The sequence below is a fragment of the Sphingomonas natans genome (genome assembly GCF_030546695.1).
Classification (GTDB): Bacteria; Pseudomonadota; Alphaproteobacteria; order Sphingomonadales; family Sphingomonadaceae; genus Sphingomonas_I; species Sphingomonas_I natans.
Map to the genome: position 1 here is coordinate 1 of NZ_JAUOTP010000004.1, position 25001 is coordinate 25001.

Below are 25001 nucleotides of genomic sequence, written 5' to 3' on the forward strand. Positions count from 1 at the left end.
GTCCTGCCCGGCCTGCCGGCGACGGCGCGCGTCCGGCCAGGGTCGATCGCCGACCGCTGCGCGACGATGCGCGCCCGGCGGCGGCAACGGATCGCCGGCCGTCGCGCGACGGCGTTCGCGCTGCACCCGCGACGGAGCGCCGTTTCCTGCGCGACGGCCCGCGTCCGACGCCCGCGCCGGATCGCGACGCGTCGCGCCGCTCGAACCGGGGCGAGCAGGAGCGGCCTTCTTCGGCAGTCCGCGCGCCGAACCCGCGCGCTGCGCGCGGCCCGGATCGGGACGCGGCACGGCCAGTCCGGCCGACGCCGCGCAATGTCGCCCAGCGCGCGGATCGCGCCCCGTCATCCGAGCCGCGTTCGATCGAAAGCGGGGACGCGCCGCGTCCGCCGCGGCCGGTCAAGGGCAAGGGCTGGGCCAAGGCGACCAAGCCGACCAAGCGCGTCGGCAGCGGCAGCAAGCGCCCGACGCGCGCCGACCGGCCGATGACCGACGAGCGCAAGGATTATCATTTCGACGCGCCGCGCCCGCCGCGTGTGCCCGAGGCGGAAGGAAAGCCGTTTCGCGCGCGGCCCACGGGCGGTGATGCCGCTCCGGCACGACCGTCGCGCCCGGCAGGTCCGCCGCGCGCGACGCCCGGCGGACGGGGGCCGCGGCCGACCGGTCCCCGGCCGGACAAAAACCGGTGAGGATCATCGCCGGCCAGTGGCGCGGGCGCGCGCTCGTGGCGCCCGCGGGCGATGCGACGCGGCCGACCGCCGATCGCACGCGCGAGGGGCTCTTCTCGATGCTCGCGAGCCGGATCGGCAGCTTCGAAGGATTGGCGGTGGCCGACATCTTCGCCGGCACCGGCGCGCTCGGGCTGGAGGCGCTGTCGCGCGGCGCGGCCAAGGCGACCTTCGTCGAGATGGACAAGGCCGCGCTGACCGCGCTCAAGGCCAATATCGCCAAGCTCGGCGCGGCCGCCGACGTCGTGCCGACGAGCGTCTCGGGCCTGAGCGCGGCGCGGACCGCGCACGATATCTTGTTCTTCGATCCGCCTTATGGATCGGGCGGCGCGGGCGCGCTGATCGAGCGGCTGACGCGGCTCGGCTGGGCGAGCGAGTCCGCCTGGGCGAGCATCGAGACCGCGGTCGGCGAAGAGGTCAGCGCCAAGGGCTGGACGGTCGATGCCGTCCGCCGCCACGGCAAGGCGCAGCTTACGCTCTTGCGGCGCGGGTCATCAGAGCCAGAAGACTGATCGCGGCCATAGCGCTCAGATAATAGCCGACCTCGGTGAGGCCGCCATGCGCGGCCAGCCATTGCGCCGCGAACGGCGTCAGCCCGCCGCCGAGCACGCCCGCCACGTTGAAGGCGATGCTCGCCCCCGTATAGCGGACGCGCGCCGGGAACAGGTGCGGGATCCAGGCGCCGAGCGGGCCATAGACGAAGCCCATCACGAACAGCAGCAGGCTCAGGAACACGAAGACGAGGGCCAACGTGCCGCCGCCCATCAGCGGCTGGATCGCGAAGCCAAGAGCGATCGCGCCGACGCAGCCAGCGGCGAGCACGCGCCGCTCGTCATAATGCGCGTCGGCGGCATAAGCCGAGAGCATGATCCCGAGCGCCATGAACAGGATCGCGCCGAGCTGGACGCCGAGGAAGGCCTGCATCGAATAACCGAGCGTCTTGACGCCGTAGCCGAGCGCGAAGGCGGTCGCGATATAATAGACCGCGAAGCAGGCGATCGCGCCGAGCGTGCCGATCACGAGCGCGCCGCCATGACGGCCGATCGTCTCGGCGAAGGGCACCGACGGCGGCGGCCCCTCCTCCAGCACCTTCGCGAAGGCGGGCGTCTCGTGGAGGCGCAGCCGGATCCACATGCCGACGCCGACGAGCGCGGCGCTGACCGCGAAGGGCACGCGCCAGCCCCAATCGTGGAATTGGGCCGGGGTCAGCGCCAAGCCGAGCAGCAGGAACAGGCCGTTGGCGGTGACAAAGCCCAAAGGCGCGCCCAATTGCGGGAACATGCCGTAGCGCGCGCGCCAGCCGGGCGGCGCATTCTCGACCGCGAGCAGGGCCGCGCCGCCCCATTCGCCGCCTAGCCCGAAGCCCTGGCCGAAGCGGAGCAGGCACAGGATCAAAGCGGCCGGCCAGCCGATGCTGGCATAGGTCGGCAGAAAAGCGACGAGCGTGGTCGACAGGCCCATCGTCAGCAGCGAGGCGACGAGCGTCGACTTGCGGCCGATGCGATCGCCGAAATGACCGAAGAAGACCGAACCCAATGGCCGCGCGACGAAGGCGACCGCGATCGTGGCGAAGGCGAGCAATTGCGAGGCGGCGGGCGAGGAGCGGGGAAAGAAGAGCTCGCCGAAGACGAGCGCCGCCGCGGTCGTATAGACATAGAAATCGTAGAATTCGATTCCGGTGCCGACGAGGCTCGCGAGCAGGATACGGCGCGTCGAGGCCGGGCTGTGTGTCAGGTCCATGCTCCGCCTCTTGGCGGGAGCGGCGGCGCGAGACAAGCGGTCCTCGCGCAAGAACGGAGCGCTAAACCCGCAATTGCCTCACGCAACGCATGGCGTCTGACGCGCGGCGGCGTAATTTTATTGCGCGCGCCGATAGTCCTCCCCGGCTTTGCCGGGGAGGATCCGGATCAGAGATCGTCGTCCGGCTCGGGGCCCGTCATCATCTTGTCGGCGACGTCGGCGGCATTGCCGCGGATCGCGCGCTCCAGCTTGAGCGCCATTTCGGGATTTTCGCGCAGATAGGTCTTCGAATTCTCGCGGCCCTGGCCGATGCGGACGCTGTCATAGCTGAACCACGCGCCCGATTTCTCGACGACGCCCGCCTTGACCCCGAGATCGAGGATCTCGCCGACCTTCGAGATGCCCTCGCCATACATGATATCGAATTCGACCTGCTTGAACGGCGGGGCGACCTTGTTCTTGACGACCTTCACGCGCGTCGTGTTGCCGACGATATCGTCGCGATCCTTGATCTGCCCGGTGCGGCGGATGTCGAGGCGGACCGACGCGTAGAATTTGAGCGCGTTGCCGCCCGTCGTCGTCTCCGGATTGCCGTACATCACGCCGATCTTCATGCGGATCTGGTTGATGAAGATGACGAGCGTCTTGCTGCGCGAGATCGAGCCGGTGATCTTGCGGAGCGCCTGGCTCATCAGCCGCGCCTGCAGGCCGACATGGCTGTCGCCCATCTCGCCTTCGATCTCCGCCCGCGGCACGAGCGCGGCGACGGAATCGATGACGAGCACGTCGATCGCGTTCGAACGGATCAACGTATCGGTGATCTCCAGCGCCTGCTCGCCCGTATCGGGCTGGCTGACGATGAGCTCGTCGACATCGACGCCGAGCTTCTTGGCATAGCCCGGATCGAGCGCATGTTCGGCATCGACGAAGGCGGCGGTGCCGCCGGCCCTCTGCGCCTCGGCGATGGCATGGAGCGCGAGCGTCGTCTTGCCCGACGATTCAGGGCCGTAAATCTCGACGATGCGCCCGCGCGGCAGGCCGCCGATGCCGAGCGCGATATCGAGGCCGAGGCTGCCGGTGGAGATCGATTCGATCTCGATCTTCTCGCGGCTGCCCAGCTTCATCGCCGAGCCCTTGCCGAAGGCGCGATCGATCTGCGCCAGCGCGGCGTCGAGCGCCTTCTGCCGTTCGGTTGCACTCGCCATATTGTTGTCGATCACCTTCAGGGAAGCCGCCATGTCGATGCCCTTTCGCCTGCCGGATGTCCATCACCCGTTCGGTCTGTGACACGCATGTACACGGGATGTTCCCCGGGAACAAGATGGGAACAGAGCGAAAGCGAAATCAGCTGCGGCCCAGGGCCTCCAGCGCGGCGCGGACGCCATCGAGCGTGAAGGGCTTGGCGAGGTGGCGCGCGCCGGCATGGTGCGCGGGCGGCGGCTCGACGAAGCCGCCCGAGGCGATCACGAACGGCTTGTTCGCGGCGGCAAGCGCATCGGCGACGGGCCAGCAGGCGCCGTCGCGCAGATTGACGTCGAGGATCGCGACATCGAACGCACCGACGGCGACCTTTTCGAGACCCGCGACCACGGTATCGCAGCTGCCCGCAATCTGGTGCCCCAGCAGATCGACGAAATCCTCGATCATCATGGCGATAAGCGGCTCATCTTCGATCACGAGCACGGAAAGGCATTCAGTCATCGCCACGTCCATATGATCGTTGCGGCCCCGCGCCAATCGCTTTCATGCGCCGATCAGGCATCCGCCATCGCGTCGCGCGCGGCCTGGCCGAGCTGCTGGACCGAAAAGGGCTTGGAGAGGAAGCTGACGCGATCGATCGCGATCGATTTGCGCAGCTGTTCCTCGGCATAGCCCGACATGAACAGCACCTTCAGATCGGGGAAGCTTTCGCGCGCGTGGCGGACGAGCGTCGGCCCGTCCATCGCCGGCATGACGACGTCGGAGACGAGCAGGTCGATCACGACACCGTCGCGATCGAGGATCTCTAGCGCTTCCTCGCCATTGCCGGCGACGAGCACCTTGTAACCCTGACGGGTCAGCGCGCGTTCGGCGACGGCGCGGACCATCGCCTCGTCCTCGACGAGCAGGATCGTGCCCGTGCCCCACAATTCGCCCGTCGCCTCGACGCGCACCGGCGCCTGCGGGACCGGCGCGGCCGAATGGTTGACGGGCAGATAGATGACGAAGCTGGTGCCGTGGCCCATCTCCGAATTGGCGAAGATGAAGCCGTCGGTCTGTTTGACGATGCCGTAGACGGTCGAGAGGCCCAGCCCCGTGCCCTTGCCCACTTCCTTCGTGGTGAAGAAGGGCTCGAAGATCTTGCTGAGATTCTCCTGCGGGATGCCGACGCCGGTGTCGGAGACCTTCAGCGCGATATAATCGGCGATCGGCATGATATCGCTGCGCATCCGCCGCACTTCGGAGGCCGGGACCGAATAGGTCTGGAGGATCAGCCGCCCGCCTTCGGGCATCGCATCGCGCGCATTGACGCACAGATTGACGATGACCTGCTCCAGCTGGCCGGGATCGGCGCGGATCAGGCCGAGATTGCGGCCATGCTTGACCTCGAGCTTGATCGTCTCGCCGATCAGGCGGCGGATCAGCTGCGAGATTTCGGAGATGACCTCGGGCAGCTGCAGCACCTGCGGGCGCAACGTCTGCTGGCGCGAGAAAGCGAGCAGCTGGCGGGTCAGCGCCGCGGCGCGATTGGAGTTGTGCTTGATCTGCTGGATATCGTCATAATCGATGTCGCCCGGCGTGTGGCGCATCGCCATCAGATCGCAATGACCGATAATCGCGGTCAATATGTTGTTGAAATCGTGGGCGACGCCGCCGGCGAGCTGGCCGACCGCCTGCATCTTCGTGGCCTGTGCGATCTGGCGCTTGAGCGTCGATTGCTCGCTATCGTCCTTCAGGCTGAGCAATACCGCCGCATCGCCCAGCCCCTTGGCATTGGCGATGGTGAGCGCGACGGGATCCTCGGGCCGGTTCTTGAGCCGCACCGCGAGATCGCCGGGCAGCGCGCGCCCGCTCGCGAAGCGGCGTACCGCATCCGAGACCGCGCCCTTGTCCTCCTCGACGACGAGGTCGCTCGGATAGACGATCTGGTCGGCGGCGGCGATGCCGGCGGCGCGCGCGAAGGCCTCGTTGAGGAACAGGAAGCGGCCGTCGCGCTCGACCAGCGCGAGCCCGAGCGGCAGCATCGCCAGCAGACCGTGGAGGTGGTGCGTGGCGGCGCCGCGCGCAGCGGCGGCGGTGATCGCCTCGGGATCCTCGTCGAGGATCAGGAAGGCGGTGGGTCCCTCCTCGTCGCCCTGCTCGCTGCCGAGCGGGATCGGAATGATGCGCAGCGAAGGCGCTCCCTCGCCGTCGCTGGCCAGGCGGATCGTGCCGTCGGCGCCGGTGCGCAGCAGATCGACCAGCTGCCGGCCCTGGACCGACTCGCTCTCGGGAAGCGCGATGCGGCGGAGGAACACGGCGTTGGCGGCCATGAGCAGGCCGCCGCCATCGACGACGACCATCATCACACCGGCCTCGCCCAGCCGCTGCCCGCCGCTGCCCATGGTGATCGCGCGCGCGCGATCGAGCGGGGTCTCGGCGGCGGTGACGCGGAAGCGCCAGACGATATGATCGTCATGCTGGCCGCAGCGGCGCAGCAGCGCCGAAAAGCGCCGCTGTCCCAGCTGGACGTCCTCGACCACGGCCTCGCCATCGCGCCAGGCGGCGCGACAGGCTTCGGTCAGCTGCTCGGGGCCGGGGATCGTGAAGGGCAGCTCGCGCGGCAGCATCAGATGCCCGGCCAGTTCCTCATAGCGCGGGCTGGCGCAGACCAGCTTGCCCGCGCGATTGGTGATCGCGACCGCATCCTGCGAATCGGTGAACACCGATCGCATCAGGCCCCAGTCGGTCGCGAGCGGCGCGACCGGGCCGGCGGCGGCAAGATCGATCCGCCAGAGCAGGAAGGCAGCCCCGAAGCCCGCCATCAAGGCGGCGGCGTAGAGCAGGAATTGCGTTCCGCCGAGATAGCGCCAGCCGATCCCGAGCGAGGCGGCGAGCGCCACCGCGAGCGCGATCCCGATCACGAGCCCGGAGCGGGAGGCGTGCGGCGTGATCGGGCTGAGCGATGCCATCGGCGCGGGTCCCGTCAGCCCCGATCGCGCATCAGGCGCTGTTGATCGCGCTTCCAGTCGCGCGCCTTGACCGTCTCGCGCTTGTCGTGGAGCTTCTTGCCCTTGGCGAGCGCGAGCTCGACCTTCGCGCGGCCGCGGCCGTTGAAATAGACCGACATCGGGATGAGCGTCATCCCCTCGCGCCCGATCGATTTCTGCATCTTTTCGATCTGGCGCTGGCGCAGCAGCAATTTGCGCGGGCGCTTGGGCTCGTGATTGAAGCGATTGCCGAAATTATATTCGGGGATGTTGCAGTTGATCAGGCTGACCTGACCGTCCTTCACCTCGGCATAGGCCTCGGCGATCGTGCCCTCGCCGAAACGGAGCGATTTCACCTCGGTGCCGGTCAGGGCGATGCCGGCCTCGAAAAACTCCTCGAGGAAATATTCGAAGCGCGCGCGCCGGTTCTCGGCGACGACCTTGGTCTTTTCGAATTCGGGGGGATGCGGACGGGCCATCGACAGCAGTTAGCGACGAACGCCGCCTACGGAAAGGGTCAGAGCCCGACGGCCTTGCGCAGCGCCGCATTCATGCGCGTCTGCCAGCCGGGGCCGCCCTCACGGAAGCGGGCGAGCACGTCATGGTCGATGCGAAGCGCGACCTGCTCCTTGGTGGTGCCAAGCGGACGGCCGGGTTGCTTGACCAGCAGCGCGACGATCTCCGGCGGAAACATCTCGCTTGCCGGACGCGCGCGCGCGAAATCCTCTGCGGTCCATTCCGGATTGTCGTCATCGAAAACGACAGGCGGCAACTCCTTACTCATACCGACGCATCTCCTTCTCGTGGGCACGGCGGAAACTGATGAGGCGGATACCCTCCACCGTCCGCGTGAACGCAATCGAATGGCCTACTCCACCGATCCGCCCAAAACCCCGAAACCGCAGTTCTCCGTAATCGCGCCCAAGATCGACCTCGATGAACGGCTCCGCATCGAATTCCGAAAAGTCGGCAAAGGACAGGCCGTGCTTCTCGACGTTCGCAGCATCTTTCGTCGGATCGAAGATCACCTTCACCCGAATTTATGTAGATGCACAAACCCCGGACGACAAGCCGGCGCTACGCGAGCCCCGCATGCGCGAGCGCCGCATCGACCGCCTTGCGGCTCGCCTCGCTTGGCCAGGTCATCGGCAGGCGCAGCTCCTCGGGGAAGCCCGGCCGCACCTTCGTCAGCGCATATTTGGTCGGCCCGGGCGAGGCATCGCTGAAGAGCGCGGCGTGGAGCGGGAACAGACGGTCCTGCAGCGCGAGTGCGTCGGCCCAGCGGCCTTCGGCGCAGGCGGCCTGGAAATCGGCGCACAGCCGCGGCGCGACGTTGGCGGTGACCGAGATGCAGCCCTTGCCGCCCATCGCCATGAAGCCGAGCGCCATGTCGTCATTGCCCGAGAGCTGGCAGAAGTCCGGCCCGCAGGCGAGGCGCTGCGCGGCGACGCGCTCGACCTTGCCGCTCGCATCCTTGACGCCGACGATCGTGGGCAAGGCGGCCAGCGCCGCCATCGTCTCGACCGTGATGTCGGTGACGGTGCGGCCGGGGACGTTGTAGATCAGGATCGGCATGTCCGACCGCTCGGCGAGGAAGCGGAAATGCGCCTCGACGCCGTCCTGGTTGGGGCGGTTATAATAAGGCAGCACCACCAGGGCAGCGTTCGCGCCGGACGCCTGCGCGCGATCCATGTGGCCCGCGGCCACGCTCGTATGGTTCGATCCGCAGCCGGCGATGACGGGCACGCGCCCCGCCGCCTGCTCGACGCAGATGGCGACGACGCGATCATGCTCCTCGATCGACATCGTCGCGCTCTCGCCGGTCGTGCCGCACGGCACGAGCGCGGACGAGCCGTTCTCGATCTGCCAATCGACGAACGCACGGAACTCGGCCTCATCGATCCGCCCATCGCGGATCGGCGTGACGAGCGCAGGAATCGACCCGCTGAACATGTGACTCCCTTCACCTCGCTGACCGGGTGGCCCATATGGGCACCATGGATCCGAACCCCGACCACCGCTCTCCCAAGCCCGATCGATCGCCCGCAGATAGGGACCGAGCGGGGCGCCTGTCCAGCCGGGCGGCGCGCGGGGCGATCCCGTTCGTGCTGTTGGCGTCGGTCGCCACCGCCGCGGCGGCGCTGACGATGCAGCAGCCGTTCGTCGCGCCCGAGGGGCTCGGCACGGCCCCGCCCCGCCCCGCCTCGATCATCCCGCCGCTGCCGCCCGAGACGGATCCCCTGTGGGGCGCGATCGGCACCTGGAATCGCCTGCGCCAGAGCGACGGTCTGCCCTTCGCCGATTATGCGAATTTCCTGCTCGCGCATCGCGGCTGGCCGGGCGAGACCGCGACGCGCCGTGCCGCCGAGCGCGCGATCCTGCCCGACCAGACCGATCCGCGCATGGTCGTCGCCTTCCTGACCGCCTTCCCGCCGCAGACGGGTGCGGGGCGCGTCCGGCTGGCCGAGGCGCTGGCGGCGACCGGGCGAACCGGAGAGGCGCAGATCGCCGCGACCGCCGCATGGGTCGGCGGCGCGCTTTCGGCCGACGACGAGGCGCGGCTGACGGGCCGGTTCGGAGCAGGCTTCACGCCGACCGACCAGGACCGGCGGATGGAGCGGCTGCTGTGGAGCGGCGCGACGTCGGCGGCGCAGCGCCAGCTCGCTTTGGTGAGCCCTGCGCGCCAGCCGCTCTACGGCGCGCGCTTGGCCTATCAGACGCGCGCGGCGACTGCGGATACGGCGATTTCGGGCGCGGATCGCGATCCGGGCTATGCGATCGACCGCGCCAACTGGCTGCGCAATTCGGCGCAGAGCCCGGCGATGCGCGCCTATCTCGCGCGGCCCGCGCGCTGGGACGGCGTGCCGTTCGACGCGGAAGTCTATCTGAAGACGCTGCTGACCGCCGCGCAGGGCGCCGCGACCGATAACCAGTCGTCGATCGCCTACGACATCGCCGGCAACGCCGACGTGGCGTTCGCGAGCGGCACGCTGATCCGCGATCGGCCGCTTTCGGAGCGCGATCCCTATACGAGCCTCGTCTGGCTCGCCGGGCAGACCGCGCTGAAGAAGCTCGCCCGGCCGCGCGATGCCGAGGCGATGTTCATGCGCTATGCCGCCGCCTCGCAATCGCCGGGCAGCCAGGCCAAGGGCGAATATTGGGCGGGCCGCGCCGCCGAGGCCGCGGGTGATCGGCCGGGCGCGCAGGCGCATTATGCCAATGCCGCGCGCAACGTGGACCAATATTACGGACAGCTCGCGACCGAGCGGCTCGGCCGGCCGATCGCGATCCCCGCCGATCCGGCCGCGATCGTCGTGCCCACCGCGACGCGGACCGCCTTCGGCCAGAGCGAAATCGTCCGCGCCGCACGGCTGCTCGGCCAGCAGCGCCGCTGGCAGGACCAGACGCAGTTCGTCCGCACGATCGCGGCCAATGCGAAAACGGATCAGGATCATGTGCTGGCGGGTGAGCTGGCGCGCGAGATCAGTCGGCCGGATCTCGGCGTGATCGTCTCGCGGCAGGCGCGCCCGTCCGGCGCGCGCGATTCGATCCGGATCGGCTTCCCGACGATCCCCGTCCCGCCGACGATGCTGAGCCACTGGACGATGATCCACGCGATCTCGCGCCAGGAGAGCCAGTTCGATCGCGAGGCGCTGAGCGCAGCCAACGCCAAGGGGCTGATGCAGCTGATGAACCCGACCGCCAAGGAGCAGGCGGGGAAGCTCGGCATGCCCTGGGATCCGGCCCGGCTGACGCAGGACCCGGCCTATAACGTGATGCTGGGATCGAGCTTCTTCGATCGGATGCTCACATATTATAACGGCAGCTATGTGCTCGCGGTGGCGAGCTACAATGCCGGGCCGGGCAATGTGAACAAATTCATCCGCGCCAATGGCGATCCGCGGATGCCGGGTATCGACATGGTCGATTGGGTGGAGGCGATCCCGTTCACCGAGACGCGCGCGTATGTGCAGAAGGTTCTGGAGAATGCGGTCGTCTACGACCTGCTCAATCCCGAGCGCGCGCGGACGCCGGAGAAGGACAGGCTGAGTTACTATCTCGGCAAGAAGAGCGCGGGGTGAGGTGCCTTCATTCCTCCCCGGCACGGGGAGGGGGACCATCCGCAGGATGGTGGAGGGGGCTCTCGATCAGCGCCGCGCCTCGCCGAACTCCCCCTCCACCTCTCGCTTCGCGAGCGGTCCCCCTCCCCGTGCCGGGGAGAATTTAGGTGGACGAAGCGCCCATCACCCCTGCCGGCTATGGCGCGCTCAAGGCGCGGTACAATCAGCTCTTCTCGGACGAACGGCCCAAGCTCGTCGAGGTGATCTCGTGGGCGGCGGGCAATGGCGATCGTTCGGAGAATGGCGACTACATCTATGGCCGCAAGAAATTGCGCGAGATCGATCGCGAGCTTTCGCATCTGTCCCGCCGGCTGAAGGCGGTGCGCGTCGTCGATCCCGCGCAACAGGCCGACCATGCCAAGGTCTGGTTCGGCGCGACGGTGACGATCGCCGACGAGGACGACAATCAGCGCGTGCTGACGCTGGTCGGCGAGGACGAGGCCGATGCGAGCGCGGGCCGGATCAGCTGGCGATCGCCGATCGCGCGCGCGATGCGGGGAGCGGCGGTGGGCGACCTGCGGCGCGTCGAGCTGCCGGCGGGCGCCAAGGAATGGGAAGTGCTTGCGATCGCCTATCCGGCGTAGGGCCAGGGGCCTTCGGCGAGCGGCAAGGTCTGGAAGCCCGGGTGCGCGAACAGATAGCCCTGCATGTAGCGCACGCCGAGATTGCGCAGCGTGCGCGCCTCGGCCTCGGTTTCGATCCCCTCGGCGATCACAAGCGTGTCGAGTTCGGCGCACATCGCCATGATCCCGCCGACGATCGCGCGGCGGCGGGCGTCGCCATCGATCCCGCGCACCAGCTCCATGTCGATCTTGATCATGTCGGGGCGGAAGCGCGCGAACAGGCCGAGCCCGGCATGGCCCGCGCCGAAATCGTCGATCGCGACTCCGAAGCCCATCCGCCGATAGGTATCGATGATCCGCTCGACGTGATCGGGCGCGGCCATATGCTCGACCTCGGTGAATTCGAAGATCAGCCGGTCGAGCGGCATGCCGCAGGCGGCAGCCGTCTTGAGCGTCAGCTGGATGCAGGCGACGGGCGAATAGACCGCATTCGGCAGGAAGTTGATCGAGAGGCGCGCGGGCGTCGCCATCAACCCCGCCGCGATGGCGGTCTCGATCGCCTTGACCCGGCAAGCCTGATCGAAGGCGTAGCGATTGGCCTCGTCGACCGCATCGAGGATCGTCATCGCCCCCTCGCCCGCCGGTCCGCGCACGAGCGCCTCATAGGCAAAGACGGTGAGCGTCTCGAGATCGAGGATCGGCTGGAACGCCATCGCAAACGGCCGGGCGAACGCATCCCCGTCGCGGCAGCCGGTGCAGGAGGAAGGAACGGACATGGGCACGTGGACTGTCATCCCGCCCGCCTACCCACGCAAGCCTTAAAAAAGCGGCAACTTGCTCATTTAGGCCGTTTATTATTGATCCAGGTTAGAAACATCGATTCCTAACACATTTTGCGCCAGCACCGCGATCTCGGGGTCGAGCGCGGGCGGATCCATCGGCACCGCCGCCTCGAGCCGATCGGCGATGATTTCCAGCGCCGCGATGCGCGCCGCCTTCTTGTTGTCGCCGTCGATCGCGAACCAGGGACCCGCCTCGGTATCGGTGCGCGCGAACATGACCGCCATCGCCTCCAGATAGCCGGCGCGGTGCGAGCGGTTCTTGAAATCGTTGATGCCCGTCTTCCAGCGCTTCCACGGATCCTTGATCCGCGCGCGCAGGCGCTTGTCCTGTTCCTCCTGCGTGATGTGGAGGAAGATCTTCACGAGCGTGATGTCGTCCTCGGCGAGGCCCGTCTCGAACGTGTTGATCTCGCCATAGGAGGCTTCGAGGTCCTCCGGAGACGACAGCGCCTCGACCTTCTCGACGAGCACGCGGCCATACCAGCTGCGATCGAAGATCACGATCTGGCCGGGACCGGGCAGGCGCGTGCGGAAACGCCAGAGGAAATGATGCGCGGCCTCCTGTGCGCTGGGCGCGCCGATCGGATAGACTTCGTAATGGCCCTGCGACCAGCCCGAGGTGAGCCGCTCGATGATCCCGTCCTTGCCCGCGGCATCCCAGCCTTCGAGCATGATCACCGCGCGGCGGCCGTGGACGATATAAGCCGTCAGGATGCGTTCGAGCCGGTCCTGGATGATGGCGAGATCGGCGGAATAGTCGCCATGATAGCGGGCACCCGACTCATAGTCGGCAAGATTGATCGTCATGGCGACGTAACGATCCTGATGTGAGGTCGATCCGTGCAAACTTCCCCTCCCTGAAAGGGAGGGGATTGAGGGGTGGGTAGGCTGCGCCGGGGTAGCGCGCCTGATCGACAGACCCACCCCCGGCCCCTCCCTGCGTGCAGGGAGGGGAGACGGATCACGCCTTGCCCTGCCCGCCCGTATCGACCGTGCGGATGTGGAGTTCGCGCAGCTGGCGGGGGGTTGCGGGCGCGGGCGCGCCCATCATCAGATCCTCGGCCTTCTGCGTCATCGGGAAGACGATGACCTCGCGGATGTTGGGCTGATCGGCGAGCAGCATGACGATGCGATCGACGCCCGGCGCCGAGCCGCCATGGGGCGGCGCGCCATATTTGAACGCGTTGATCATGCCCGCGAAATTGGTGTCGACCTCGGCCTGGCTATAACCGGCGATCTCGAACGCCTTGTACATGATCTCGGGCTTGTGGTTCCGGATCGCGCCCGAGGACAGCTCCACGCCGTTGCAGACGATGTCATACTGGAAGGCGAGGATGTCGAGCGGGTCCATGCTCTCCAGCGCGCCCAGCTCGCCCTGCGGCATCGAGAAGGGGTTGTGGCTGAAATCGACCTTCTTGTTGTCCTCGTCATATTCGAACATCGGAAAATCGACGATCCAGCAGAATTCGAACCGCGTGTCGTCGATCAGCCCGAGCTGCTCGGCGACGCGCGTGCGGGCGAGGCCGGCGAGCTTGGCGGCCTGGGCCGCCTTGCCGGCGGCGAAGAACAGGCCGTCGTCGGGGCCGAGGCCGAGCGCGTCGGCCATCGCCGTCATCTTCTCCTCGCCATGATTCTTGGCGATCGGGCCGCCCCATTCGCCCGCCTTGCGCGTCGCATAGCCGAGACCCGCAAAGCCTTCGGACTGCGCCCAGGCGTTCATGTCGTCGAAGAATTTGCGGCTCTTCTCGGCGGTCTTCGGCGCCGGAATCGCGCGGACGACGTCGCCCGTCTCGACGATCGAGGCGAAGCGGCCGAAGCCCGAGCCGACGAACTCCGCGCTCACGTCCGCGATCAGGATCGGGTTGCGCAGATCGGGCTTGTCGTTGCCGTATTTCAGCATCGATTCCCGGTAGGGGATGCGCTGGAAGGGCAGCGGGCTGACGGTGCGGCCCTTGCCCTGCCAATCGGCATATTCCTCGAACACGCCGTGCAGCACCGGCTCGATCGCGGCGAACACGTCTTCCTGCGTGACGAAGCTCATCTCGAAATCGAGCTGGTAGAATTCGCCGGGCGAGCGATCGGCGCGCGCATCCTCGTCGCGGAAGCAGGGCGCGATCTGGAAATAGCGATCGAAGCCCGCGACCATCATCAGCTGCTTGAACATTTGCGGCGCCTGCGGGAGCGCGTAGAATTTGCCGGGGTGGACGCGGCTGGGAACAAGATAGTCGCGCGCGCCCTCGGGGCTCGACGCGGTCAGGATCGGCGTCTGGAATTCGGTGAAGCCCTGATCGATCATCCGGCGGCGCAGCGACGCGATGACGCCCGAGCGCAGCATGATGTTCGCGTGCAGCGTCTCGCGGCGCAGATCGAGGAAGCGGTTCCGCAGGCGGATCTCCTCGGGATATTCGGCCTCGCCCGCCACCGGCATCGGCAGCTCCTGCGCCATCGACTGGACGGTGACGGTCTGCGCGAAGACCTCGATCTCGCCGGTCGCGAGGTTGGCATTGGTCGTGCCCTCGGCGCGCGTCTTGACGAGGCCATCGATCGTGACGACCGATTCGACGCGGACGCTCTCGAGGATCGGCAAGGCCGGGCTGTCCGCGTCGGCGACGATCTGGGTGATGCCGTAATGATCGCGCAGATCGAGGAACAGCACGCCGCCATGATCGCGCTTGCGATGCACCCAGCCCGACAGGCGGACGGTCTCGCCGACATGCTCGGCGAAAAGCTCGGCGCAGCTATGGGTACGGTAGGCGTGCATGGGTCTGGGCCTTCTGGCGTCGGTCGTCTGGGAAGCCGCTGCGCTTTGCGTTCGCCCTTGCTCTTGTCAAGCGACGGCACCTTACGGAAGCGCTCTGACGCTTTGTGTTGCGGTAAGGTTGCGATAAGGCCTGCAGATGCACATCCATCCGTTGATTTCCGATACTGCCACGCTCACCGCGCTCTGCGAGCGGCTCGCCAAGAGCGATTTCGTCGCGGTCGACACGGAGTTCATGCGCGAGAACACCTATTGGCCCGAGCTCTGCCTCGTCCAGATCGCCGATCGCAACGAGGCGGCGGCGATCGATCCGATGGCGCCGGGGATCGACCTGAAGCCCCTGCTCGATCTGATGACCGAGAATGAGGACGTGCTGAAGGTCGTCCATGCGGGCGGCCAGGATATCGAGATCGTCCACAATCTCACCGGCAAGACGCCGCACCCTCTGTTCGACACGCAGATCGCGGCGATGGCGATGGGGATGGGCGAGCAGGTCGGCTATTCGAACCTCGTCGAGAGCATGACCGGCGTGAAGCTGGACAAGGGCGCGCGCTTCACCGACTGGAGCCGCCGCCCGCTCGACAAGCGCCAGATCGATTATGCGATCGGCGACGTCACCTATCTCTCCGACATCTTCCCGCGCATGCTCGACAAGCTGCGCACGACCGGGCGCGGCGCCTGGCTGGACCAGGAGATGGAGCGCATCGCCGATCCCGCCAATTATGTGAACGATCCCGATCAGGCATGGCAGCGCATCAAGGTGCCGAGCCGCAAGCCCGAGGTGCTGGGCCGCCTGAAGGCGATCGCCGCCTTCCGCGAGCGCGAGGCGCGCAAGAAGAATCTGCCGCGCGGACGGCTGATCAAGGACGAGACGATCGCCGATCTCGCCGCGCACCCGCCGCGCACACAGGGCGATCTCGCCAAGGTGCGTGGGCTCGCCGCGAGCTGGGCGGGCAACGACATCGGCGCGCGGCTGCTCGGCGCGATCGAGGCGGCGACGGCGATGACCGAGGCGGAGATGCCGCCGCGCGAGGATCGCCGCCCGGGCCTCGGCAAGGACGGCGCGCTCGTCGCGGATCTGCTCAAGCTGCTGCTCAAGGTCCGCGCCAAGGATGCGGATGTCGCGCCGCGCCTGATCGCGCGCACCGACGAGATCGACGCGCTGGCCGCCGGCCAGCGCGAGGGGCTTGCCATCCTCACCGGCTGGCGCAACGATGTGTTCGGCAAGGATGCTCTGGCGCTCGTCGAAGGGCGACTGGGCTTCAGCGTGAAGAGCGGCAAGATGGTGATGAGCGAGGTCATCGTTTGAGCGGTCTGCGGGCCATCGCCGCTGCGGCGGCTATGGTCGCGTTGGCTCAAGGCGCGACCGCCGCGCCGCTCTGCCGCGACAGCAAGGGGCTGTTCACCCCTTGCCCGCACGGCGCCAACCGCACCGCGCGCGCGATCCTGAGCAGCGCCCCCGCGCAGGAGACCGAGAGCTTCGCGGTCAGAAAGCCGCCGACGGCTATGCGGACGACCCTCACCGCCGGCACGACGCGCAGGACGCGACTGTGCACCGACAGCAAGGGCCTCTTCACGCCCTGCCCGCATTAGACGGCGCCCGCGGTCGCTGGCCGCTCGGCTCAGTTCGAGGTGAGCGTGGGCTTCAGGCCGAAGGATTCGGCGAGCAGGCGGTGGCGGCGTTCGACCGCCTCGCCGTAGAGCGCGACATCGCCGCCGGCGAGCTCGAGCCGGAGCGTCGCACCGTCGATGGTGAGCTTGCTCGATTCCAGCGGCCCGGCGACGCCGCCCGACAGCCTCTGCCCGAGCCGCATCGCGAGACCCCAGCGGCGCGCGGCGGCGATCGTCTCGTCGTCGAGCAGGTCGCTTACGATATGCGGCACGCCCTCCCCGCCGAAATGCGTGAAGAGCGACTGGCCGAGCATGCCGCGCCCGGCCGCGTCGATCGCGACCCAATGGCCGTGGATCGCGGTCTCGAAGCCGCGCTCGGCGCGAAACTCCGGATGTGCGCGCCAGCCGACATCGGCGAGCAGGCAGGCGGCGTGGCGCAGCCGCGCATGATCGGCGGGCGCGGCGTGGAACAACGGCGCGATCCAGCGATCGAGCAGGTCGCCATGTTCGGGGAAGCGGCCCTGGCGGACGCCCTCCTCGCGCGCGGCGCAGATCAGGGGATCCTGCGCGCGCACGTCGGCGGGCAGGCTGCGGTGGAGCAGGCCTTCGCGCAGGCCGTAGGCCGAGACGATCAGCACCGAGGGCTTGAGCAGGCGGACGAGCACCGCGAGCAATTGCGCCGCGTGCGGGAGCGCGGGGACGCGCGACGAGGAGATTCCGCCGACATTCTTGACGCGCTTGGGATCGAGTTGGCTGAGCGAGCGGACGAGCCGCACCGCCTCGCCCGGATCGATCTGATATTGGTGGATGATCGGCAGCGGGAAGCTGGACAGCGCCATGTGCAGCCGCGCAAGCGCGCGCCACGAGCCGCCGACGAGATAGAAAGGCCTGTCCACGGGCGCACCGGTCCAGCCCGCCTTGATCAGCGCCGCGACGACCGCGCGCTCCAGATCGCGCGCGGTGTGCGCCTTCATCGCCGCGATGCGCAGAACGCCGAACGGGATCGAGACGCCCTCGCCCACTTCGCCATCGGCGACGGGCGCGAGTTCGAGGCTTCCGCCGCCGAGATCGCCGACGAGGCCGTCCGCATCGGGGATCGCGGCGAGCACGCCATGTCCGGCCAGCGCCGCTTCCTCGTGCCCGGGCAGCAGCTCCACGGGCAGGCCGATCGCCGACAGGCGCGCGATGAAGTCCTTGCCGTTGCTCGCATCGCGCACCGCGGCGGTAGCGACGGTGCGCAGCGAGGCGGCGCCCATATCCTCGGCGAGCCGCTTGAAGCGGGCCAAGGCGACGAGCGCGCGCTCCACCGCCTGCGGATCGAGCGCGCCCGATTTGGCAAGGCCGCGGCCCAGGCCCGCCATGATCTTTTCGTTGAACAGGATCGAGGGCATCCGGTTCGCGCCCTCGTAGATGACGAGGCGAACCGAGTTGGAGCCGATATCGATGATGCCGACAGGCCCCTGGGCCCGCGACGTCGCGGCCCGGAAGAAGGGAATCGACGTCATGCGCATGCGAACCTAGCGGCGATTGGCCGGCCCGCAAACCGGAAGGTGGTCGTCACGGCTCAGGAACGACGCAATGTGAGCTTCGGCACCTTGCCGCCGGACCGCTTGAGCGCGGCACCGCGGCCCGACAAAGACGGGTTGGTCATGAAATAGCGGTGGAGATTGAACGGGCGATCGCTCGGCTTCAATCGTTCGTAGCGGCCGTCGGGCAGCAGGTTCCAGCTTTGCTCGTCGTCGATGAAATTGGCGACCATCACCTGATCGAGGATCTGGGCGTGGACCGTCTCATTCTCGATCGGCAGCAGATATTCGACGCGGCGATCGAAGTTGCGCGGCATCCAGTCGGCCGACGAGATGAAGACCTTCGCATCGGGATTGGGGAGGCCCGCGCCGTTGCCGAAGACCATGATCCGGCTATGTTCGAGGAAGCGGCCGACGACCGATTTCACACGGATATTATCGGACAGGCCCGGCACGCCCGGGCGAAGGCAGCAGATGCCGCGCACGACGAGATCGACCTGCACGCCCGCCGCGCTCGCGCGATAGAGCTTCTCGATGATCGCGGGATCGACGAGGCTGTTGAGCTTGGCCCAGACCGCGCCGTCGCGGCCTTCGCGCGCATGATCGATCTCGTCGTCGATCAGGTCCGAGAGCTTGTCGCGCAGGCCGTGCGGCGAGAGCGTGAGCATCTTGAGATCGGCGGGTTCGACATAGCCGGTCACGTAATTGAACAGTTGCGCGGCATCGAGCCCGGCGCGCGGATCGGCGGTGAAGAAGCTGAGATCGGTATAGATGCGCGCGGTGATCGGGTGATAATTGCCCGTGCCGAAATGGCAGTAGGTGCGGAAATTCTCGCCCTCGCGCCGCACGACCATCGAAACCTTGGCGTGCGTCTTCCAGTCGATGAAGCCATAGACGACCTGGACGCCCGCGCGCTCGAGCTGATCGGCCCAGGCGAGATTCTGCTCCTCGTCGAAGCGGGCCTTGAGCTCGACCACCGCGGTCACCGACTTGCCCGCCTCGGCGGCGTCGATCAGCGCGCGGATGACAGCCGACTGCTTGCCCGCACGATAGAGCGTCTGCTTTATCGCGACGACATCGGGATCGGCCGCCGCCTGCATCAGGAAGGCCAAGACGACGTCGAACGTCTCATAGGGGTGATGGACGAGCAGGTCCTTCGAGCGGATCGCGGCGAAGCAATCCCCGCCGAACTCGCGCACGCGCTCCGGGAAGCGCGGCGTGAAGGGCGGCCATTTTAGATCGGGCCGCTCCTCGTCGACGAGCTGGGCGAGATCGGTGATGCCGAGGAATTCCTGCGTGTCGACGATGACCTGATCGATCTCGCCAAATTCCTCGCGGACGAGGCTGGCCAGCGCCTCGGGCATGTTCGGATTGGGCTCGAGGCGGATCACGCGGCCGCGGCGGCGGCGCTTGATCGCGGTCTTGAAGAAGAGGACGAGATCCTCGGCTTCTTCCTCGACCTCGATGTCGCTGTCGCGGATCACGCGGAAGCTGGTCTCGCCGAGCAGTTCGAAGCCGGGGAAAATCACGTTGGTGAAGCGGCGGATCAGCGTCTCGATCGCGACGTAGCGCGCCGGCTCGCCCGGCAGCCGGAAGAAGCGCTTCGCCGTCGCGGGGAGCATCAGCAATTCGCGCGTCGGCTCGCCATCGGACAGGCGCTTGAGATCGAACAGCAGCACGAAGCCTTTGTTGGGCACGAACGGGAACGGATGCGACGGATCCAGCGCCTGCGGGGTCAGGATCGGAAAGATCTGCTCGCGGAAATTGGCCTCGCAAATGTCGGCGATCTCGCCGGTGATGTCGCGCACGTCCAGCACGTGGATGCCCGCCTCGCGCAGCGAATTGCGCAGCGCGATCCATACGGTCTGCTGGACGTCGGTCAGCTGATCGGCGGCATGCGCGATCGCGGCGAGCTGCTGGACCGGCGTCAGCCCGTCGGGCGAGCGATCCTCGATCGCCTGCAATTGCTGGCCCTTCAGGCCCGCGACGCGGACCATGAAGAATTCGTCGAGATTGTTGCCGGAGATCGAGAGGAACCGCAGCCGCTCCAGCAGCGGGTGCGCCGGATTGCAGGCTTCCTCCAGCACGCGCTCGTTGAACGCGATCCACGAAAGCTCGCGATTGAAATAGCGGTCCTTCAGCCCGATCGGGGACTGGGGCATTTCGCCGCGGTCTTCGCTGGCGCTGGCGCTGATGATACTTCCGGGATGATCCATCCGCGCCTTTTAGCCGCCCGCCTGCGACTCGTCGATGACGCCGAGCGTAATCAATGCCCGGCGCGCCAGCGGCACGGTCAGAGCCTGCCGGCGCTGGAGCGCAAGCTCGTCCAGCGCGTCCATCGTGCGGTGGATGCCGAGAAAACTGCGCTCGATCCGCGGCACGACATAGCGAATCAGCTCGGGCGAGGCGGCGAGCCCGCGCAGGTGGCACAGCTTCTCGATCAGCATCGACGCCAGCGCCTCGTCGGGCTCGGGCATCGCGACGACGGGCGTCGCCATCATTCGCGAGCGCAGATCGGGCAAGGCGATGTCCCAGGCGGGCGGCGGCGCATCGACGACGATGATCAGCGGGCGGCGCTGGCCCTGCGCGCGGTTCCAGGCGTGGAAGATCGCTTCCTCGTCGGCATCCTCGCCCGGATCGATCAGCTCGCCGCCCGTCTGCGCCGCGACGATCCGGCCGAGCAGCGAGCGTCCCGATTTGCGCGGGCCGGTCAGCATCGTCGCCATGACGGGCCAGAGCGACCAATGCTGGAAATGACGGACGATGGGTTCGTTCGCGGGGGTAACGATGAAATCGCGCTCCTCGCTGCCTTCGGGCCAGTCGAGCGGGAGCGCGATCTGGCTCACGGGACGGACCGTCGCAGTCTCAGCCCTTCGTCGAGGGCGAGGCCGCGCGGGGCGAGCGCCGCCCGAAGCGCGGCGGCATCGCCTTCATATTCGACCCGCACCACCGAGACGCCGCCGAGCGCGAGGCTGGTGGTGGTCACCGATCGCACGCCGAGGACGCCGCGCAACTGCGCCTCGATCGCGGCGCGGGCGGCATCGTCGGGCGTATCGACCTGCAGGCTGAGCGTCTGCGCGGGGGCGAGCGAGGTCGCGGCCTCGGTCGGCGCGACATCGCCTTCGACGATGCCCTGATCTTCGGGCAGCGCTTCGATCGGCGCGGGCTCGGCGAGCAGGCTCGGATCGCTGATCAGGCCGCCTGCGCGCAGCGCGGCGGACAGCGCCTCGTCGATCCGCCGTACGCCTTCGTCGAGCATCGCGGGCAGGCCGCGGCTGTCGGCGGCGGCGAGATCGAAGCGCGCGATCACCTCGCCGTCCGGGCCGTGGATCGCCTTGAAATGCGCGAGCACCGGTCCGCCGGGCCAGCGGCGCACGATCTGGACGGTCGGCACGACGACATCGGCCGCGCCATATTGTTCGAGCAGGGTCCGCCACTGGCCGCGTCCGGGGCGGCCCGCCTGCGCGATGTTCAGGACCAGCGGATCGATGCCCGTGCCGACGGGTCGGACATAATCGATCGGGCTGCCGCCCGAGCGGAAGCGCGCCCAGGCCTTCTGCCACTCGGTCTTCTTTTCGAAGCTCTGCGCGACGCCGCCCGACCACATGACGGGAATCACGAGCATCGGCGCCGAGCGCGGCCCGCCGCCGCGCGCGCCCAGCAGATCGCCCGCGCGGCCGCGATCGAACAGCACGCCGAGGCGCGCGATATAGCGATGCGCGCCGATCTCCTCGTCTTCCACCGAGATGCCGGCGGTGATCGCATCGAGCGTGCCATCGGGCAGGCCCGGCGCGGATTCGGCGGGCTGGCCGTTGGCGCGGCCCCACAGCAGCTTCCACGCCTTGCGCTGCGCCAGCCGCCAGCCGAAGCTGCGCGCCTGCTCGGATGTCTTGGCGGTGACATCGACCTGGACGCCGCCGACCTCGTAATTGGCGGAGCTGTCGATCGGCGGCACGCCGCGATCATTGCCCTCGATCTGGGCGCGCAGAAGCGTCGCGAGACCGAACGCCACGACGAACATCGCCGCGAGGAAACCAGCGAGCAGGGGATTTCGGCGGACGATCGTCACGCTTGGCCTTCTGGCGAGTTGCCGTGCCTGTGCCAAGAGGCGATGGCGTTAAACGAGCCCGCCCGCTACGGGCGACCCATCCTCACCCGTTCGCTTCGAGCGGAGATCGAGCTCGTCGAGATCGAAGTCGAGAAGTTCTCGACGGACGCTTCTCGACTTCGCTCGAAGCTGCTCGAACCAAACGGACCATGATTGTACCGCACGGAGATCGAATGGCCGACGACAGCTACACCTACGCCAAGGCCGGCGTCTCGATCGCCGGCGGCAATGCGCTGATCAAGGCGATCGCGCCGCTCGCGCGCGCGACGCGCCGGCCGGGCGCCGATGCCGAACTGGGCGGCTTCGGCGGCTTCTTCGATCTGAAGGCCGCGGGCTATGACGATCCCTTGCTCGTCGCCGCGAATGACGGCGTCGGCACGAAGCTTAAGCTCGCGATCGACAGCGGTCGGCACGAGACGGTCGGCATCGATCTCGTCGCGATGTGCGTCAACGATCTGATCGTGCAGGGCGCCGAACCCTTGTTCTTCCTCGATTATTTCGCGACCGGCCGGCTCGACAACGGCGTCGCCGAAAAGGTCATCGCCGGCATTGCCGAGGGCTGCCGCATCGCCGGCTGCGCGCTGATCGGCGGCGAGACCGCCGAGATGCCCGGCATGTATCAGGAAGGCGATTATGATCTCGCCGGCTTCGCGGTCGGCGCGGTCGAGCGCGCGAACGTGCTGGTCGGTGATCGCGTCCAGGCGGGCGATCTGCTGCTCGGCCTCGCCTCGTCGGGCGTCCATTCCAACGGCTATTCGCTCGTCCGCAAGCTCGCCGCCGACAAGGGCTGGAAGCTCGATCGCCCCGCCCTCTTCGATCAGGATCGCCTGCTGATCGACTGGCTGATGGAGCCGACGCGGATCTACGTGAAGAGCGTGCTGCCGATGGTCCGCGCGCGCCAGATCGGTGCGCTCGCGCACATCACCGGCGGCGGGCTGCTCGAAAATGTGCCGCGCGTGCTGCCCGAGGGGCTCCACGCCGAGATCGACGCCGATTCGTGGCCGCAGTCGCGGCTGATGGCGTTCCTGCAGGCGCAGGGGCAGATCGAGCCGGAGGAGATGGCGCGCACCTTCAACTGCGGGATCGGCCTGATCGCCGCGGTCCGCCCGGATGCCGCCGCCGACGTCATCCACAATCTGGAATCGGCGGGCGAGACCGTGTTCACGGTCGGCCGGATCGTCGAGGGCACGCGCGGCTGCACCGTGTTCGGCGCGGACGAGACGTGGAGCGCGCGCGGCGCGTGGCGCGCGACGCACGAGGCCTGAATGTCGGGCAAGGCGCGCGTCGGCATCCTGATCTCGGGGCGCGGCTCGAACATGGCGTCGCTCGTCGAGGCCTCGCACGCGCCGGACAGCCCCTATGAGGTCGTGCTCGTCGTCTCGAACGTGCCCGATGCGGCGGGGCTCGCCTTCGCCGCCGCCAACGGCATCCCGACCTTCGCGATCAACCACAAGGGGATGACGCGCGTCGCCTTCGACACGCTCGTCGATGGCGCGCTGCGCGATGCGAGCGTCGAATATGTCGCGCTGGCAGGCTATATGCGACTGCTGTCTCCGGGGTTCGTCGCGGGCTGGGCCGGTCGCATGGTCAATATCCATCCGTCTTTGCTGCCGCTCTACAAGGGGCTCGACACGCACCAGCGCGCGCTGGATGCGGGCGATGCGCGCCACGGCTGCACCGTCCACCTCGTCACGGAGGCGCTCGACGACGGGCCGATCCTCGCGCAGGCCGAAGTGCCGATCCTGGAGGGCGACGATGCCGAGGCTTTGGCGACGCGCGTGCTGATCGAGGAGCATAAGCTCTATCCGGCTGCGCTTGCGGAGCTCATCCGGCGGTGAGCCCGGATCCCGCAGGGGATCTGGAGAAGCTCCGCGCGATCGCGCTCGCGCTGCCCCGCGCGGTCGAGAAGATCAGCCACGGCCAGCCCATCTTCTCTATCGAGAAGGGCAAGGTCTTCGCCCAATATTGGCACGATCATCATCGGGACAACGAGACCGCGGTGATGGTCAAGACGAGCGGACCCGACGAGCAGGCGATGCTCATCGAGGCCGACCCCGATCTCTACTATCGCCCCGCCTACATCGGCCATTCAGGCTGGATCGCGATAAGGACCGATCAGCCGGGCAGCGATTGGGGGCATATCGCCGATCGCGTCGCGGCGAGCTGGCGCCTGGTGGCGCCGGCGAAGCTGGTGGGGATGGGACCGGAATGAGCGACGTGCCGGACGAAAAGAAGGAAGCCGCGCGCGTCCGCCGCCGCTGGCTCAATCTCGGCGAATTGCTCGCGATCGCCGGCGTCGTCATCTCGGGCGCCGCTTTGTGGAACAGCTATCGCGAGCGCACGCATGCCGAGGCCGAGCAGGCGACGAGCGAAGCGCGGACCGCGCGCGCGGCCGAACTGCTCGTGCTGAAGGCGAGCGTGGCCAAGGACGGCAATCTGCTGACGCTCGTGCCGCGCGACGACACGCAGACGATCCAGGCGCAGACGATCCGCTTTCCCGCCGCCCTCGGCGTCTCCCCGGTCGAGACGACGGGCGACGCGCGGATCGAGCGCGACTGGTTCGAGAAAGGGCTGACCGAGGCGCTGGAGAAGGCCAAGGCGAACAAGCGCGCGCCGGGCGACCAGCGCCTGCCCGTGCTGATCACGACGCATTTCCTCGTCGATGGCGTCGAGCATCAGGACAATGCGCTCTATTCGGTCGGCTATACGCTCGGCCACGGCTTCCTCGCGGGCACGACGATCAAGCTGCGCGGACTGTCGCGCAGCGGCACCGCGCCGGCGGGGGCCGCGGGCGACAAGATGCTCGACGTGGCCGCGAAGCGCACGTTCAGCTGACGG

The 25001-nt window shown here is 67.9% G+C and carries 24 protein-coding genes and 1 pseudogene; 10 read left to right on the plus strand and 15 right to left on the minus strand.

The window, feature by feature from the left end:
* Positions 1 to 686: pseudogene (locus Q4F19_RS09680) on the plus strand (hypothetical protein); the annotation flags it as partial.
* Entirely contained in the window at positions 683 to 1237 is a 555-nt protein-coding gene (rsmD, locus tag Q4F19_RS09685; protein ID WP_303542011.1) for a 16S rRNA (guanine(966)-N(2))-methyltransferase RsmD, read from the plus strand. The pseudogene Q4F19_RS09680 and the gene rsmD, both read left to right, overlap by 4 nt.
* Here rsmD and Q4F19_RS09690 read toward each other — a convergent pair.
* From Q4F19_RS09690 to dapA, 8 genes are all read right to left on the minus strand, one after another.
* Complete coding sequence (locus Q4F19_RS09690) at positions 1197 to 2465, minus strand: MFS transporter (RefSeq protein ID WP_303542013.1); 1269 nt, start codon at positions 2463 to 2465, stop codon at positions 1197 to 1199. The two genes, rsmD and Q4F19_RS09690, sit on opposite strands and share 41 nt — an antisense overlap.
* A gap of 167 nt (positions 2466 to 2632) precedes the next feature.
* A complete protein-coding gene (gene recA / locus Q4F19_RS09695; RefSeq protein WP_303542015.1) occupies positions 2633 to 3703 on the minus strand; it encodes a recombinase RecA in 1071 nt (356 codons plus the stop codon).
* A gap of 106 nt (positions 3704 to 3809) precedes the next feature.
* Positions 3810 to 4166, minus strand: coding sequence for a response regulator (locus Q4F19_RS09700; RefSeq protein WP_303542016.1), 357 nt, complete (start codon positions 4164 to 4166; stop codon positions 3810 to 3812).
* Positions 4167 to 4219: 53 nt separating this feature from the next.
* Complete coding sequence (locus tag Q4F19_RS09705; RefSeq protein ID WP_303542019.1) at positions 4220 to 6616, minus strand: hybrid sensor histidine kinase/response regulator; 2397 nt, start codon at positions 6614 to 6616, stop codon at positions 4220 to 4222.
* Positions 6617 to 6630: 14 nt separating this feature from the next.
* On the minus strand, positions 6631 to 7113 hold the full coding sequence (smpB, locus tag Q4F19_RS09710) for an SsrA-binding protein SmpB (protein ID WP_303542021.1): 483 nt from the start codon (positions 7111 to 7113) through the stop codon (positions 6631 to 6633).
* A 38-nt stretch (positions 7114 to 7151) separates the two neighbouring features.
* On the minus strand, positions 7152 to 7418 hold the full coding sequence (locus Q4F19_RS09715) for a BrnA antitoxin family protein (RefSeq protein ID WP_303542023.1): 267 nt from the start codon (positions 7416 to 7418) through the stop codon (positions 7152 to 7154).
* On the minus strand, positions 7411 to 7668 hold the full coding sequence (locus Q4F19_RS09720; RefSeq protein WP_303542025.1) for a BrnT family toxin: 258 nt from the start codon (positions 7666 to 7668) through the stop codon (positions 7411 to 7413). Before Q4F19_RS09720 ends, Q4F19_RS09715 begins: the two co-directional genes overlap by 8 nt.
* Positions 7669 to 7711: 43 nt before the next feature.
* The gene (gene dapA, locus Q4F19_RS09725; protein ID WP_303542026.1) at positions 7712 to 8587 is read right to left on the minus strand and encodes a 4-hydroxy-tetrahydrodipicolinate synthase; all 876 of its coding nucleotides are present in this window, start codon (positions 8585 to 8587) and stop codon (positions 7712 to 7714) included.
* Between the two features lie 44 nt (positions 8588 to 8631).
* Between dapA and Q4F19_RS09730 the strand changes: the two genes are divergently transcribed.
* Both Q4F19_RS09730 and greB read left to right on the plus strand, forming a co-directional pair.
* Complete coding sequence (locus Q4F19_RS09730) at positions 8632 to 10716, plus strand: lytic transglycosylase domain-containing protein (protein WP_303542028.1); 2085 nt, start codon at positions 8632 to 8634, stop codon at positions 10714 to 10716.
* 146 nt (positions 10717 to 10862) lie between these two features.
* The gene (greB, locus tag Q4F19_RS09735) at positions 10863 to 11339 is read left to right on the plus strand and encodes a transcription elongation factor GreB (RefSeq protein ID WP_303542030.1); all 477 of its coding nucleotides are present in this window, start codon (positions 10863 to 10865) and stop codon (positions 11337 to 11339) included.
* Here the strand turns inward: greB and Q4F19_RS09740 are convergent.
* From Q4F19_RS09740 to aspS, 3 genes are all read right to left on the minus strand, one after another.
* Positions 11327 to 12112: an EAL domain-containing protein gene (locus Q4F19_RS09740; protein WP_431312390.1), complete on the minus strand. Its 786-nt coding sequence runs from the start codon at positions 12110 to 12112 to the stop codon at positions 11327 to 11329. The genes greB and Q4F19_RS09740 overlap by 13 nt on opposite strands.
* A gap of 60 nt (positions 12113 to 12172) precedes the next feature.
* Positions 12173 to 12967, minus strand: a complete 795-nt coding sequence (locus tag Q4F19_RS09745) for a polyphosphate kinase 2 family protein (RefSeq protein WP_303542032.1) — start codon at positions 12965 to 12967, stop codon at positions 12173 to 12175.
* 154 nt (positions 12968 to 13121) lie between these two features.
* A complete protein-coding gene (gene aspS / locus Q4F19_RS09750; protein WP_303542034.1) occupies positions 13122 to 14921 on the minus strand; it encodes an aspartate--tRNA ligase in 1800 nt (599 codons plus the stop codon).
* Between the two features lie 136 nt (positions 14922 to 15057).
* Between aspS and rnd the strand changes: the two genes are divergently transcribed.
* Positions 15058 to 16227 carry a ribonuclease D gene (gene rnd / locus Q4F19_RS09755; protein ID WP_303542036.1) on the plus strand — a complete coding sequence of 390 codons (1170 nt, stop codon included), beginning with the start codon at positions 15058 to 15060 and terminating at the stop codon, positions 16225 to 16227.
* 32 nt (positions 16228 to 16259) lie between these two features.
* Positions 16260 to 16511, plus strand: a complete 252-nt coding sequence (locus Q4F19_RS09760; RefSeq protein ID WP_303542038.1) for a hypothetical protein — start codon at positions 16260 to 16262, stop codon at positions 16509 to 16511.
* Between the two features lie 29 nt (positions 16512 to 16540).
* Here the strand turns inward: Q4F19_RS09760 and Q4F19_RS09765 are convergent, their stop codons facing one another.
* The 4 genes from Q4F19_RS09765 to Q4F19_RS09780 all read right to left on the minus strand — a co-directional run bounded on the left by Q4F19_RS09765 (position 16541) and on the right by Q4F19_RS09780 (position 22124).
* The gene (locus Q4F19_RS09765; RefSeq protein ID WP_303542040.1) at positions 16541 to 18034 is read right to left on the minus strand and encodes a Ppx/GppA family phosphatase; all 1494 of its coding nucleotides are present in this window, start codon (positions 18032 to 18034) and stop codon (positions 16541 to 16543) included.
* 59 nt (positions 18035 to 18093) lie between these two features.
* On the minus strand, positions 18094 to 20217 hold the full coding sequence (locus Q4F19_RS09770; RefSeq protein ID WP_303542042.1) for an RNA degradosome polyphosphate kinase: 2124 nt from the start codon (positions 20215 to 20217) through the stop codon (positions 18094 to 18096).
* A 63-nt stretch (positions 20218 to 20280) separates the two neighbouring features.
* Positions 20281 to 20901 (minus strand): HdaA/DnaA family protein, encoded by a 621-nt coding sequence (locus Q4F19_RS09775; RefSeq protein WP_303542044.1) that lies wholly within the window; start codon positions 20899 to 20901, stop codon positions 20281 to 20283.
* Positions 20898 to 22124, minus strand: a complete 1227-nt coding sequence (locus Q4F19_RS09780; protein ID WP_303542045.1) for a heavy-metal-associated domain-containing protein — start codon at positions 22122 to 22124, stop codon at positions 20898 to 20900. Before Q4F19_RS09780 ends, Q4F19_RS09775 begins: the two co-directional genes overlap by 4 nt.
* Before the next feature lie 212 nt (positions 22125 to 22336).
* On the opposite strand from Q4F19_RS09780, the gene purM reads away from it, so the two are divergent.
* From purM to Q4F19_RS09800, 4 genes are read left to right on the plus strand one after another with little or no spacing between them, the layout of a single operon-like run.
* Positions 22337 to 23428: a phosphoribosylformylglycinamidine cyclo-ligase gene (purM, locus tag Q4F19_RS09785; RefSeq protein ID WP_303542047.1), complete on the plus strand. Its 1092-nt coding sequence runs from the start codon at positions 22337 to 22339 to the stop codon at positions 23426 to 23428.
* Entirely contained in the window at positions 23429 to 24001 is a 573-nt protein-coding gene (gene purN, locus Q4F19_RS09790) for a phosphoribosylglycinamide formyltransferase (RefSeq protein WP_303542049.1), read from the plus strand.
* Entirely contained in the window at positions 23998 to 24375 is a 378-nt protein-coding gene (locus tag Q4F19_RS09795; RefSeq protein WP_303542051.1) for an MmcQ/YjbR family DNA-binding protein, read from the plus strand. The genes purN and Q4F19_RS09795 overlap by 4 nt, the downstream gene beginning before the upstream one ends.
* Positions 24372 to 24998: a hypothetical protein gene (locus Q4F19_RS09800; RefSeq protein WP_303542053.1), complete on the plus strand. Its 627-nt coding sequence runs from the start codon at positions 24372 to 24374 to the stop codon at positions 24996 to 24998. Before Q4F19_RS09795 ends, Q4F19_RS09800 begins: the two co-directional genes overlap by 4 nt.
* The last annotated feature ends 3 nt before the right edge of the window (positions 24999 to 25001 follow it).